Raw genomic sequence first — 14,152 nt, 5'->3', positions numbered from 1 at the left:
CGTTTATTATCTGTCGCACGTAGCTAAAAAGCCAATTAATGCACTAATTTATGTTATTTTTTTTGAAAATTCCAAATTTCCCAAGCTTTTTCTGCTTGCTGTTCAAGCATATAATAGCCATTTACAGTCTTTGCTCCTTTTTCCGAAGCATTAATAATGAACTTCGTGTAATTGGGATTGTATATAAGATCGATGATCAAATGTTCGCGGGAAAGTCCCTCAAATGGGAATTTTAAGCAATCCTCAACATTCGGAAATGTACCCACGGGAGTAGTCTGGATGATCAGCTTGTGGTCGTTTACTGTTTCTGTATCCAGATTATCAAAATTTAATATAGATTTTCTGGAAACGGTCTGTGAAGAAATGCCATTTTTATCCAATACATATTGTACCGCTTTGGCGGCTCCGCCATCACCTAAAATCAATGCCGAAGTATGGTGTGGTTTTTTATGGAGAAGAAGGGTTTTTTCAAATCCGAAAGCATCCGTGTTATAACCCGTTTTCTTTCCATTTTCAATTAAAACACAATTTACAGCGCCTATTTTTTCAGCTTCTTCACTCAAATTGTCCAGATAATTGATGATCTTTTCTTTATACGGGATGGTCACATTAAAGCCCAGTAGCCCAGGTGTTGAAAACAGGTTTTCAACCTCTTCGATTTCCTGAAGATCAAAAATACTATAGGAGATGCCTTTCAGCATTAGTTTTTGGAATTTATCTTCAAAGAATTTTTTGGAAAAAGAATAAGAAATATTTCTTCCTATTAAGCCTAATTTTTTATTGGAATCCATCTATCAAAAATAAAAAAAAGACCGAACAAATCGGTCTTTATAGATTAAAATATTTTTAAGATTATTCCACAATGAATTTTGCAGAAATGTTGTCTGTTTTTAGGATGTAATTTCCTTTGATCAATCCATTTAAATGAATTTTGTTAGAATTTTTGAATGGATTGTTAATCACCCGGATCAGTTTTCCCGACAGATCATAAATCTCTGCTTTGGAAATTTTATTCAGCAGTTCACCTTTTACATAAAGCTCATTATTTGTAACCGGATTAGGATAAACCACAAATGATGATGGATTTTTAGTGGCATCAACAGTAGCTAATGTTGAATTACATGTCCAGCTAAGATCATCCATTGCGATTCTGTTTGTTGCAGATGATGTTGTGATGATTTTGATCACGGCATTTCCGGTAACATTAATATTACTGATCGTTGTTGTTTGTACGGAAGCGCTGTACGGTATGGTACCTACAAGATTTCCATTGATTTCAACATTCAATGTTCCGGCAGCTCCACTATACTTCAATTGGGTCGTTAGTGTTAAGCTTTGTATACCTCCTGAAATGGTAGAGCTTGTTAAGACTCCATTTTTTATCGTGATGGATTTTCCATTGATCGTTTCATCCGTTCTTGCAGAGGTAGCATTCCATGTAATTCCATTGCTTGTCCATGTTCTATCGATGTAAGAACTAGGATTAGGAGTGGTTGGTATGGCATCAAAAGTTTCGGTTCCACAACTTCCTCCTGCCGGTGATGCCAAGGTAGTCCCTTGTGCGATATTGCTCTGAGGAGATGAATTTCCGCCTGCATCCTTAGCAATTACATAGAAATCATACGTAGTAGAAGGAGATAATCCGGAAACCACTGCCATAGTTCCTGTTACGTAAGTTTTGAATGTATTGTTTGCATAAATATCATAACCAATTACGCCTATATTATCGGTTGCTGCCGTCCAGCTCAATGACATGGAGTTAGAAGTAGGGTTGTTGGCTATCAGGTTGGTCGCTGCTGTTGGCGCCTGGGTATCGATAACCGGAGTTCCCCAGATCAGTGCCACATATTCAGGGTGATCGATATAAGGGTTTCTGTTGTTTTGATAAGCATAAGATGCATTGTTTCTTGCAATTTCCTCCGGTGACACCGGATCTGCCGCATGCCATGCCAGCAACTGATTCAGTTCCCACGATTGAAGCCCCGGGAAAGCAGAACCTCCCAAAATATTCCCTGTGCTGAAAGTAGAAAGCTGGGCTTCATATCTTGTTACGAAATAAAGGACCATTCTTGCTATATCGCCCTTAAAAGCATTATTAGGTTCAAATACAATACCTGTATATCCTGCAGAAGCAGAACTTCCAAGCTTGGATCCGTTTTGGGAAACGAATGTTGGTACGTCTACAACTCCAAAAGGGTAATTAGATCTCATACCATTCACCTTATAATCCGTAGGGCGTATAAAATGAATGTCAGATTTCATGGGAAGGTTTTCACTGAAAAGACTCTGAGGGACAATATGCTCTCTGTTGTAGCAGGTTCCTTCAGGTCCATTGTTGCTGCCGCATTGATTGACTATAAAAGTATAGTTATAATTATCCGGTCCCGCTGGGTTTTCGGAATAGATGTCCAGAACGGTGCCATCCATCTCGTAAAAATTGTCTTTGTCGGTGGATTGATAGGCATCCCAAAGGTCGTTATAGGTATGTTGAACATATCCGGTAGAAATAATTTCCTTAAGTTGGGTTTTTAATGAAGGGCCGGTTAATCCAACAGCCGAATCATAATAGCCTGCAGGTATCTGTGCTAATGTATAAAAACAAGCTAATACCAATAAAAAAGAAGATAAAATTCGTTTCATTATTTAAAAATTGGGTCGCAAAGGTAAAGAAAATACGATCTTACGTATATTAATTTTTAGTAATATATTCCTTGCTTATTTTTGAAAATACCCATGAAATAATGAAGCCGAATAGAGATGCCGTAACGGCTACAATGATATAATTTTTACCTACGATCTTTACCGGGAACGGCAAAGTTTCGTTGGCTTTAAAAAATTCTGTAAACAATTGGAAATAGCACAATGCTGTCCCCAGAATCAACCCGGAAATAATCCCTGATATTACAATAAGGACCCCGGTGTAGAAGTAAATTCTTCTCAGGTGGCTTAACGGGAATCCAAGCGAGATCAGTGATCTGGCCTGTTCTTTTTTATCCAGTTGCAGAATGATAATGGCTCCAGCCAGGTTAAAGGTCGTAATAAAAATAACCAGCGCGAAGATTAAATAGATGAAAAGCTTTTCCGTATTGATCATTTTCCAGAAAGCAGCATTTTCTTCTTCTTTGGTCTTGATATCAATCCCTTTGCCCAAAGTAGAAAGTAATTTACCTTTAACGATATCTGCATTTTCAGGATTTTTTAACTTGATGACGATCTGGTAGGCTGAATTTTTGGGCAGGTTCAATAGTTGCTCCGTCAATTCAATCGGGGAAATGATGTAACTGTCCAGCTGATCTTTTCCCGGAAAAATACCGGTCACCAGAATGTCTTTTTTATTATAAATATCATCCTCTTTATTGATAATCCCAAGTCCTGGTTTCGGCATAAAAATGGTGGCATAATCCTTTGAAGAAGCTACCGGAATCGAAAGCCTGTTATCCAGTGAATTTTCCATCAATACCTCATTCGAATAATCGAAACTTGGATAGCTGCCGTAAAATACGTCTTTATTGATGGGATTGACTACGGTATAAGCTGAATCCACTCCTCTCAGATAGGCAATGTCTCCTTTTCCGTTATAATTAATGTATACTTTTTCCTCAATGACACGGGAAAAGCTGGTAATATCTTTGTTTTTTTTAAGAAGATCTTCAATTTTTGGCAGGTTCTTTAAGGTCTTGCCTGCAGAGCTCTTGATCGTAAGATCCGCATGAAGATTAGAGATCAGATCCTTGTTAAGATCCTCAAGGCCCGAGAAAACTGAAATAATGACAAACATTGCAGTAACGGCAACCATCATTGCTCCCACGGATAACCATGTGATGAAGGTAACGGCAGTGCTTCCTTTTTTTGCTAAAAGGTATCGGGAAGCAATATAGAATGCAATGTTTTTCAAAATTTATAATACAGGATTGTCTCCCTCGCCTCTTAATTCTTTTTCCAGTTTTTCAACATCATCAAGAGAAGTGTCAAGATAGAAACTAAGCTGTGGAATGATACGAACTTGTTTAGCCATTTTCTGGCCAATGAAATTTCTGTACTGAGGTTTGTTCTCCTCAATCTCCTTCATAATATGTGAACGGAATTCCTGAGGGAAAATACTTAAGTAGATCTTTGCTATTCCCAGGTCTGCAGTTACTTTAACATCCGAAACAGAAACCAAAATGTTCTGTTTGCTGTCAGCTGCCTGTTTGCGGAATAATTCTGCAAAATCTTCCTGTATAATCTGTGCTACTTTTCTTTGTCTGTTACTTTCCATAATTTATGCAAATTTAGTACTTTTGTTTGAATTGCTCATTTGAAATGTAATGGGTATTTCAAATTTACGATTTAATTATAGTATTTTACTTATGAAGTTAGAACATATCGGCATTGCCGTAAAATCTTTAGGGGTTTCCGATGAACTTTTTGAAAAGCTTTTAGGAAAACCTTCCTACAAAAAAGAAACTGTAGAAAGGGAAGGAGTAGTGACCTCGTTTTATGGAACCGGTGAAAGCAAAATCGAGCTTCTTGAAGCCAGCAACCCGGAAAGTCCGATCTCAAAATTCATCGATAAAAAGGGAGAAGGCATCCATCACCTGGCTTTTGGCGTTGAAAATATCGTCGAAGAAGTAAAAAGATTAAAAAAAGAAGGTTTTCAATTTATCTCCGAAGAGCCAAAAGAAGGTGCTGATAACAAATTAGTTGTATTCCTTCATCCTAAATCCACCAACGGAGTGCTCGTAGAACTTTGTCAAGAAAAGTCATAAAAAGTTTTGTAGTGAAAGAAATTTTACTATTTTTGCAAGCACAAAATTTAACCAAGTTTTGAGGTCCTATAGCTCAGTTGGTTAGAGCACCTGACTCATAATCAGGTGGTCCCTGGTTCGAGCCCAGGTGGGACCACTTTTTGGAAAATCGAACTTTTCCATAAAAATCAAAAAGCCTCTATTTTAGGGGCTTTTTTCATGTTTGTATGGAAAATGTATTCGTCATGGTTACCCAAGTTTCGTCGTAAAAAAGTTCCCTATTTTTCTCCCCAAATTATTTTTGCATAGAAAAGGGAAGAAAATGTAAAATCCAGTCGTAGAATTTGCTTATCTTTAAATTAAAGCAAAATATTTTATGTAAAATATTGGTTATCAATTTTTTATATTTGAAATTTGTAATTTTTTATCTATCTTAGCTAATTATTTAATGTTACAGGATATAAAAATTGTACTCATTAAAAAATAACGACATGGGAAATAAAGTTTCGGTTAAGCCTATTTTGCGAACCGATAAAATTTTGAAAAACGGGAATTCTCCGATTTATCTTCAGGTAATCATTAATTCCGTAAAGAAAACTTTTACTTTGAACGAAAACGTTGCTCCTAAAGATTGGGATAAGAAAAGCGGAGAAGTGAAAGGAAAGGGCTATAAGCCTTTGAACGACAAAATAACCAAAGAAAAAACCGATTTGGAGTTATTCCTCCGTCAGAACGAATTAGCAGGTGTACCTTTATCCTTCACTTTAGTAGATAATTTTCTAAAAGGCACTAATAACAATGATTTTTATGCTGTATTTGATGAGGTTTTGGAAATGAAGAAAGGAAACGGACTAGCCGAAGATACCGTATATAAGTATGAAACTCTAAGGAAACGGTTAAAGAGCTTCAAAGCTAAGTTATTCACTTCAGATATAGACTCTGTTTTTATAACGAAATTTAACAATTATCTAAAGAAATTAGAAATAGGAGAAGGAGGACTATATAATCATCATAAATGTTTGAAATGTATTATTAACGAAGCCATTGAATATAAAAAGTTTAAGGGTGACAATCCTTATAAGAGTAAGAAATCGTTAAAAGTAAAATCCCCAGATCACAAGACTATATTTTTAGATGAAGAAGAAGTTCTCAAAATCTTAAAGTTTAAACCGACTTCTGCTACTATGAAAACGACTAAATATATGTTCCTGCTATCCTGCTGTACAGGATTAAGGTATGGTGATTTATATTCGCTAAAAGTCTCCGATATTGATTGGAACAATAAAATTATCTCTAAAAAAATGTTAAAAACAAAACATATTGTAGATATTCCTCTAAACAGGCAGATAAGAGCATTACTTGCAAGGTTTCTGACTAATAAAAAACCGAGTGATAAAGTATTTCCTGAAATATCTAATCAGGTTGGAAATAGGATTTTAAAAAAAATAGCAGAAGAATGTAAGATAGATAAAGAGATTAGCTTCCATGTAGGAAGGCATACCTTTGCTTCCTATCTGGTAAACAATAAAAATATATCTCTACCTTTGGTAAGTAAGCTTCTGGGGCATAGAAGAATCGCTAATACGATGATTTATACAAACTCAAACGTTAAAAATTTAAGAAGCGTAATGGATGTAAGTCGTTACGGATAATTTTATAAATTTGTAGAACGTTAAAAACAAAATAGAGTGTAAAAACATTAAATAAATATTTTTAAGATAAAAGCGTCGCTTTTATTCTGTTAGGGGGAATCTGGTAAATTCAATACACTGCAGAATAAATGAGTTGATGCTCACGCTACGGCGTGGGCTATCCTTGTTTATAGTGTATAGGCTTACCAGAGCCTCCCCCTAATAAATGAAGGTATAGTTCCACGCTTTTTCTATGAATTAAAGCGACTGTATGGAACTTTGCAGTCATAAAATAATCATGGGAAACTTCTCTTATCTGATTCAGAAAAAATTTCGAGAGCTGAACTCAGAACAACAACGAATCTTTATTACTGAATTTGAAAGACGAAAGAAATCTGTAGGAATATCTTACCTGCTTTGGTTTTTCATAGGGTGGCATTACGCCTATATTAAAAAATGGGGTTGGCTTATACTGTATATTCTTACCGTGGGAGGATTTTTTATTTGGGCAATCATTGATATCTTCAGAATTCCTAATATGGTTGAACAATATAATAATGATCTTGCTTTAGAAATACTACGGGATATTTCGATCATGTTCCCTGATGAGGTTCGGGATTCAGGTGATAAAGATGTTAATAAAAAGGCTGTAAATGACCTTTACATCACTCAAAAAATGCAATCAGGAGAAAGTTATTCATTTTATATAATCGTTGGTATAATCATATTGTTTAGCGTTTCTGCTTTTTTCTTAAAGCCTGATCGAGCTAAAATGCAGAATGCTATTGTTGATAAAATCTTACTACAAAAACCTCAGATTTTTAAAACGATGAAAAACTTCTTTTTAGGAGAAGAAATGACGGAGAAATATTCCCAAAACTTTATTTCCAATACACTTTCTAAAAAAGGGTATTCCAATCTTGGGATATATGAGGAAGATTTTGTTTTGGTAAGAAAACTGGATTACCGCAACGAGGATTCCAAAGAAAACCTAATCACAGCTTACGGTTTTTTAGGTTTTACAAAAATCTTTTTTAGTGATGAAAATCTGGCAGAAGATAACTTCAGCAACAAACAAAATGAAAATATCAAAGATCACGATTCTCAAAGAACTGATGTAACAAGGGTCGAAAGTTATAAACCCAGCACGGGATATAATTATTATGAAGAACAAGCTAAAATTAGAAAAAAAAATAAAGTATCCCAGCATTCCGAAGCTGAAACTAACGCTCCCAATCAGCAGGGAGATTCAATACAAATAAATTAATCATGAAAAAATTAATAACATTCATTTTATTCATTAATTATATTCTGATTTTTAGTCAGAAAAATATCAATGAGAAACTTGCGGAAGCTGAAAAGTTTGCCAATAAAATAATAGAAAATAATCCCGATAAAATTTTAAGTTATTATAAACTGAATAACGGTACTCTCAAAAAAACAAACCCTAATAATGAGAATGAGGACGATGATAGTGAGATCATGATGTCATACAGAATCATTAAAAAAAATGATAAGATAATTTACATCAGCAAATCTGATAGCTTTTGGGGTATGGGAGACTGGAATAGTTCGCAGGATTTTTATTTTGATGAAAAAGGAGTTCTGCTCGGGGCTGTAAAAAAGGAGGACTGGTTTTTAGAAAACAAATGCGCATGGCAGATCAGATACCGTGGTATTTATAAAAATTATGGAAATCCTAAATTACATAGAATTGATAAATTTTATAACGAAAACGATAAAGAGATCGATTTAGATTCTCCCAATTGTAAAAAAAGTAAAAAGGAGGCATTAGAAAATGCAGAAAGAACTGATAAAATCACCTTCAGAAATTTGGAGGGTTTTATGAAAGCTGAGAAAATCAAATACTATAGGTGAAATTCTGGAAGGAAAAATAAAACAAGTCGAAAGCAAGAAAAAGCATAACACTTTGGCACTATAATAATCAAGTAAAAACATGAGTCAGAATACAAGAAGAAGCAAGTAAGGGGTATATGAAAAGGCTCTATGAAGTCTGAAAGAAGAAAAGCCCTGATATAAGGGAAAATCGCAACTTTTAAGCCTGTTAGAAATTAAGCAATACAAGTGAAATGTTGCTGAAAATCCAATTTTAAATAATTTTGTATAGAATATATCATTCTATTTTCGAAAAACAAATTTATGTTACGACATCTTTTGTCGCTTCGACGAAATAGATTTGTAAAAGAAATAAATTAATTCAAAATATAGGGAAAATACCAATGAGCGAATCACTGATTTTTCCGAAATTGCGTATCTTAAATTTAAGTGTAATTTGTTGTTAGTACAAAAACAAATGATGATTTTAAATAATGAAAATTAAGTTTACTGTTTTGATTTTTATTCTCTTTGGGATAAGAGGAGTTGCACAAATACCAGACTTTCTTGGTATCCCAAATCCTACTCCTTCTGTAAATAAAAATCCTGCTCCCAAATCTTCAAGTTCTGTAATTGTTAATTCCGCTGTTCTACCTACGGAAAAACTCTCTTTTGATGTAAAATCTTCCCGTCGTGAAAATATTCATTCCCAAACGGAAAAAATGATTGCGGAGGATATAAGACAAATGACGAAAGATGAAGAGATAAGAATACAAAAGGAGAACTACGAAAAAGCGGAAGAAAAAGAAAACGCTATCTATAACTTTCCTTCGCTTTCAGGGAAAGCTGGTGCAAAATCTTATTATGAAGCATTCGATAAGCTTTCTTCTTTAGATAGTGATAATTATTCTGTCGGAGAGGCAAACTTTATTGTAGAGAATGCCTATTTTGATAATAAAAAAAGCTTTGCGAAGTTCCTTTCCCAGACCAAAGAAACTGTAAAACTGTTGAAACGGAAAATGAAAGAGCTGAAATTCGATACTCTGAGTAATAGCTCTAAAAACCTGATGCTTTTTAAATTTCTTTCCGAAGATATGAATATTAAAGGAAAAACTCATAAAGCACTAAAATATGATTTCGATGATTACATGGGGAAAAAAGACTGGTCTAAAACTTTTGTAGATAAACTCATAGAAAAAGGAAGCGGGCAATGTCATTCGATGCCTTTGTATTATTTGATCCTTGCCGAAGAATTGGGAGCCGAAGCCTATTTGTCCTATGCTCCAAACCATAGTTATATCCGTTTTATGGATGAAGAGGAGCAATGGATCGATGTAGAACTCACTAACGGAATGTTTACGGGAAGCTCTTTGATTTTGGAATCAGGCTATATAAAGTCCGAAGCCCTGCAAAACAAAATCTATATGAATAACCTTAATAAAAAGGAGCTGTTATCCCAGTTTTATACCGATTTAGCGAATGGCTATATTCATAAATACGGTTATGATAACTTCGTATTTAAAACAATAAATAAAGCATTGGAACTTTCTCCCAATAATATATTTGCGAATATGATAAGAGCTAATTATGATATTTCCCGATTTGAACTCGCCATGAAAAATCTGGGAATTAATCCCAGAGATAAAGAAGAACTTCAAAACATCAGAAATTATCCTAAAGCTGTTTTTCTTTTGAATAATGCGAACGAAAGGCAGGGCAAAATAGAAAATCTGGGATATGAATTTATGCCTGAGGAAGCCTATGAGAGTTGGCTAACCAACATGAAAAAAGAGGATAATAAACAAAAAAGCGAAGAGATTGCTGAGAGGATGAAAATAATTAATGCTCAAAAACAAAAAGAAAGAGCCGAAGCCTTAAAGAAATCCTCACCTGCTAAGAAAGAAGAAAAACCTAAAACCAATACAATTCCTAAAGAATGGCTTTAATAATGATGAAAAATAAAAATTATCTACTACAACTAAGTTTTCTGATAAGCTTATTCCTTTGTAATCTTACCTATTCTCAGGAAGTAAAGAATGTTTTCTTGGAAAATACCGATAAAGAAAACCGATTTTACGAAGAAGCCTATCAGAACATTGATAATATGTTGAATGATAAGCAGGAATATAGCTTTAAAAATGCTGTATTTGGTGTAGAAAACGCTTATTATCAGGGTAAGCTAGATATACCTCAATTAGAAAGAGAAATAAGCTTTTTGAAAGTTTTCTCTGGTTCGATACTGAAAAGCCGAGAATTAAACTATTCTGAAAGTGATAAAGATAATGTAAGTAAATATGCTGCAGTTTTTTCTATTATGTGCCAATCGCTCCCTGTAATGGTAAAAGATACCGTTGTTCAGTACAAACCTTTTAATTATGATTTTGAGGATGTATTTGGGCATAAAGATATTTCTAACCTTTTTGTATCAAAATTATTATTGACGAAAAAAGGAAACTGTAATTCCATGCCGTATTTGTATAAAATATTAGCTGAAGAATTAGGTGTAGATGCTAGTCTGGCGTTAGCCCCAAACCATGTTTATATTAAGCACCGAATAAAAACGGTGGGCTGGTACAATACAGAGCTTACAAGCGGAATTTTCCCTGAAGATGGTTGGTTAATGGCTTCGGGATATATTCATTTAGACGCTATAAAAAATGGAGTTTTTATGAAAGCCTTGAACAATAAGGAAAGTTTGGCGCTTTGTCTTTTCGATTTAGCTCAGGCTTACAATAAAAGTTTTCCCGAAAATGACGGAAGTTTTGTATTGAAGTGCACTCAAAGAGCAATTGAGGTTTATCCTTACTTTGCAAAAGCGTTGATATTGAAAGCTGAAACCCATAAGAAAATGTTTGAACAGGTCATGAAGGAAGAAAACCTGAGTACCGATAATCCCGAAAATATAAAACTTGCTTTGAGAAATCCTAAAGCAAAAGAATTGTTTGAAATCATGAAAAAAGAATACGGCTATATCTATGAAATAGGATACAGGCAAATGCCCGAAGAAATGTATTTGGACTGGCTCGTATCATTAAAAACGGAAAGAAGTAAATACGAGAATAAAAAATTGAATAACTTTGTAAAATAACCACAAAATGAATATGAAAAGAAGTTTACAGATTACTCTGTTATTGTTAGTTACGCTAGGAATAAACAGAACCTTCGCCCAGAATAAGAAGCCTTTCCGAACGAAGAGTGAAAAGCCTTATGTAAACCCCGTGAAACTTACAAAAGAAGAAAGAGCAAAACCTTATATGGATGAGGTTTTAAAAAGCCATGATCCGCTTACTCCTGAAGAGGCTGAAAGGAGAAGAAAAAACATTGAAGCGGGAAATCCCTTTAAGAAATACGGCTATTATCCGAAAGTAGCAACATTGAGTAAAGGAAAATATCTAGAATTTCACGATAGGGATAGTATTGTAAGTATAGGTTCTATCCGTTACAATAAAAAAGCGAAAGATATTGTAGAGTTCAGGGAAATAGATTTGAGTAATCCCGATGCTCAGCCTTATTTAGATACGGCAGGAAGATGGTTTTCTCCTGACCCTTTGAGTGAGGAGTTTAGTAATTGGTCGCCTTATAATTTTGTATTTAATAATCCCATAAGTAATGTTGACCCTGATGGTAGAGCACCACTTACAGATTTTAAGTTGCTAAAAGATGGAACTGTTACTAGAGTTGATCCTAATGACGGTAGTGAAAAGAGAAGTGATGATAGATTATTTGCAACCGATAAAAAAGGAAATGTAGATAACAAAGTAAGTCCTGTAGTTGTAGATAAGGCGAAACCAACAGACGGTACTGTTATAAGTAGTTTAGCAACTAATTACGGTTTGAATGATACGGGATTTCCTAAAGGAATTAATTTCGGAAGAACTACAGATGCTTCGGATGCTGCGAATGTATTTACATTTGCTGCAAAAAATTCTGACGTAGAATGGGGACTAGATGCTTATAAAGTAGGAAAAGGAATATCATATACAATATATACTGGGCATAATGATGGTTTTACACCTCCCGATTTTCAAAATCAATCAATGTCTAAACTATTATTTGAAATACACTCACATAAAAATGTAAATGGTCCTTCACCAGTTAATGGTATGACTGACGGTGATTATGGTGTAGCAAGAGAAGGAGATAGAGTTTATTATAACAGAACCAAAAGTACTAATTATCCAGGGCATTATCTTTTTTATGCTCCTAATGGAGGTAAAAATACTTTGTGGAAATACTATTGGCATAATAACTCTAAAGTAAATGTAGGTGCTACAATTAATTTAAAATCGTTAAAATGAAAAAAATAATAATTCTCTATTCTTTGCTTTTATGCCTATTCAGTTGTAAAAAGGAAAATGAATATTTTACATCAGATCAAATTTATAATACCGTTATTGAAAGTATAGATAAAATACATGATGGTATTTCTAAAACAGATAGTGTGTTTTATGTTTTTAATAGATATGATACATTAATTGTTATGTCTTCTGAAAGCGAAAATATACTTCGCCCAACATATAATGTGAAAAAAGTAGGTTATTTTAAATATAAAAAAAATAAAATCATTGTTGTTGAACCCTATAAATCAAAATTTGAATTAATCGTTAAAGAAAATAAACTAGGTTTTGTAGATAATAATCTAAAGCCACCATATTATCATGGGAATGATTATCAAAAAGGTTTTGTTTATAAAATAAAAGATTTACAAAATTTAGAATTGGTTGATAAAGGAAATTTAATGAAATATTTCCAGCCAAATGCGGAGTATGAATATCTTCCACCTCCACCTCCTTCGAAATAATGTTATTTTTGAGAATACTGAATTTAGTAGTGTTCTAGAGTTCAAATTGCCATATTGAGAAGATATAGATATTTCTTTGGGACTTACAAAAATTACTACATGTGGAAGAAAAGCTTTTTTTTATTACTGATTTTAATAGTTTGTTTGTTAGTAAGATACAAGCTATATAGTAGTCTAATACCTAATTTTGTTTATGATGTTGTAAATCCTAGACAATTACAAGGGATTTTTAATATAGTATTTTATTTAGGCATAATACTTCAAACAATATTAGTTATTTCAATATTAGCCAACTACAAGAAGATGAAAATCCATGATTTTATGATCGCAGGGATATCACTAATATTTCTGGTATCCTTCATTATTTTGATATTTACCATTTGACATTGTTTAATGAAAATTATTGTAAACTTTTACCATAAAATAAAATTATAACACCCCCACAATTAATAACTATGGGAAAACAAAAATTCTATGTTGTCTGGAAAGGACACAAAACAGGAGTATTTGATAGCTGGGAAGAATGTAAAGAACAAACAAATGGATTTCCTAATGCCGAATTCAAATCTTTTCAAACCAGAGAACTAGCCGAAAAAGCTTTCAATAGTGATAGTAAGGAATTTGTAGGCATCAAAATTTTTGAACCAACATTAAGCAAAGAAGAATTAGCTCTCATTGGTGATCCTATTGAAGAAAGTATTTCTGTTGATGGAGCTTGTAATGTTGTAACAGGAATAGTTGAATATCAAGGTGTCGATACCAAGACTAAGAAGGTTTTATTTAAGCAGGGACCATTTGAAGGAGGAACTAATAATATTGGAGAATTTCTTGCTATTGTTCATGGGTTGGCTTATTGTAAGAAAAAAAATATAAATATTCCTATTTATTCTGATAGTAAAAATGCTATGTCTTGGGTAAAAAATAAGAAAGTTAAAACCAGTCAGGAAAAGAATGATAAAAATAAAGAACTCTTTGATTTGATTGATAGAGCTATCAAGTGGTTAGAAAATAATGAGCGTGCTAATAAAATCCTAAAATGGGAAACAAAAGCTTGGGGTGAAAACCCTGCTGATTTTGGAAGAAAATAAATACTGAGAGATAGATAACAATACTGAAAAATATTTACGGAAACCCGTATTATTATTTCAGTATTTTTT

General features: G+C 33.6%; 13 protein-coding genes and 1 tRNA gene. 10 read left to right on the top strand and 4 right to left on the bottom strand.

What is annotated here, in order from left to right; translation table 11 throughout:
- Positions 1–53: 53 nt before the first annotated feature.
- From AC0INN_RS18780 to rbfA, 4 genes are all read right to left on the bottom strand, one after another.
- The gene (locus AC0INN_RS18780; RefSeq protein WP_273650699.1) at positions 54–791 is read right to left on the bottom strand and encodes a shikimate dehydrogenase family protein; all 738 of its coding nucleotides are present in this window, start codon (positions 789–791) and stop codon (positions 54–56) included.
- A gap of 61 nt (positions 792–852) precedes the next feature.
- Positions 853–2,640, bottom strand: a complete 1,788-nt coding sequence (locus tag AC0INN_RS18775; protein WP_306614549.1) for an endonuclease — start codon at positions 2,638–2,640, stop codon at positions 853–855.
- 49 nt (positions 2,641–2,689) lie between these two features.
- Positions 2,690–3,895 carry an ABC transporter permease gene (locus AC0INN_RS18770; RefSeq protein ID WP_273650701.1) on the bottom strand — a complete coding sequence of 402 codons (1,206 nt, stop codon included), beginning with the start codon at positions 3,893–3,895 and terminating at the stop codon, positions 2,690–2,692.
- Positions 3,896–3,898: 3 nt separating this feature from the next.
- Positions 3,899–4,258 (bottom strand): 30S ribosome-binding factor RbfA, encoded by a 360-nt coding sequence (gene rbfA, locus AC0INN_RS18765; RefSeq protein ID WP_273650702.1) that lies wholly within the window; start codon positions 4,256–4,258, stop codon positions 3,899–3,901.
- Positions 4,259–4,349: 91 nt separating this feature from the next.
- On the opposite strand from rbfA, the gene mce reads away from it, so the two are divergent.
- From mce to AC0INN_RS18715, 10 genes are all read left to right on the top strand, one after another.
- Positions 4,350–4,748: a methylmalonyl-CoA epimerase gene (mce, locus tag AC0INN_RS18760; RefSeq protein ID WP_172283698.1), complete on the top strand. Its 399-nt coding sequence runs from the start codon at positions 4,350–4,352 to the stop codon at positions 4,746–4,748.
- A 62-nt stretch (positions 4,749–4,810) separates the two neighbouring features.
- Positions 4,811–4,884, top strand: a tRNA-Ile gene (locus AC0INN_RS18755).
- Between the two features lie 334 nt (positions 4,885–5,218).
- Entirely contained in the window at positions 5,219–6,379 is a 1,161-nt protein-coding gene (locus AC0INN_RS18750) for a site-specific integrase (RefSeq protein ID WP_306614547.1), read from the top strand.
- Positions 6,380–6,629: 250 nt separating this feature from the next.
- Positions 6,630–7,625 carry a TM2 domain-containing protein gene (locus AC0INN_RS18745; protein WP_306614545.1) on the top strand — a complete coding sequence of 332 codons (996 nt, stop codon included), beginning with the start codon at positions 6,630–6,632 and terminating at the stop codon, positions 7,623–7,625.
- A gap of 2 nt (positions 7,626–7,627) precedes the next feature.
- On the top strand, positions 7,628–8,236 hold the full coding sequence (locus AC0INN_RS18740; RefSeq protein WP_306614543.1) for a hypothetical protein: 609 nt from the start codon (positions 7,628–7,630) through the stop codon (positions 8,234–8,236).
- A gap of 452 nt (positions 8,237–8,688) precedes the next feature.
- Entirely contained in the window at positions 8,689–10,140 is a 1,452-nt protein-coding gene (locus AC0INN_RS18735; protein WP_306614541.1) for a hypothetical protein, read from the top strand.
- Positions 10,141–10,142: 2 nt separating this feature from the next.
- A complete protein-coding gene (locus AC0INN_RS18730) occupies positions 10,143–11,282 on the top strand; it encodes a hypothetical protein (RefSeq protein ID WP_306614539.1) in 1,140 nt (379 codons plus the stop codon).
- A 13-nt stretch (positions 11,283–11,295) separates the two neighbouring features.
- A complete protein-coding gene (locus tag AC0INN_RS18725; RefSeq protein WP_306614537.1) occupies positions 11,296–12,492 on the top strand; it encodes a JAB-like toxin 1 domain-containing protein in 1,197 nt (398 codons plus the stop codon).
- A complete protein-coding gene (locus AC0INN_RS18720) occupies positions 12,489–12,995 on the top strand; it encodes a hypothetical protein (protein WP_306614535.1) in 507 nt (168 codons plus the stop codon). Before AC0INN_RS18725 ends, AC0INN_RS18720 begins: the two co-directional genes overlap by 4 nt.
- A 455-nt stretch (positions 12,996–13,450) precedes the next feature.
- Positions 13,451–14,083 carry a ribonuclease H1 domain-containing protein gene (locus tag AC0INN_RS18715; protein WP_306614533.1) on the top strand — a complete coding sequence of 211 codons (633 nt, stop codon included), beginning with the start codon at positions 13,451–13,453 and terminating at the stop codon, positions 14,081–14,083.
- Positions 14,084–14,152 lie beyond the last annotated feature (69 nt).

The organism is Chryseobacterium subflavum, assembly GCF_055762745.1.
The sequence above is the reverse complement of the archived record's forward strand: the minus strand, read 5'-3'. Positions and strand labels throughout refer to the sequence as shown.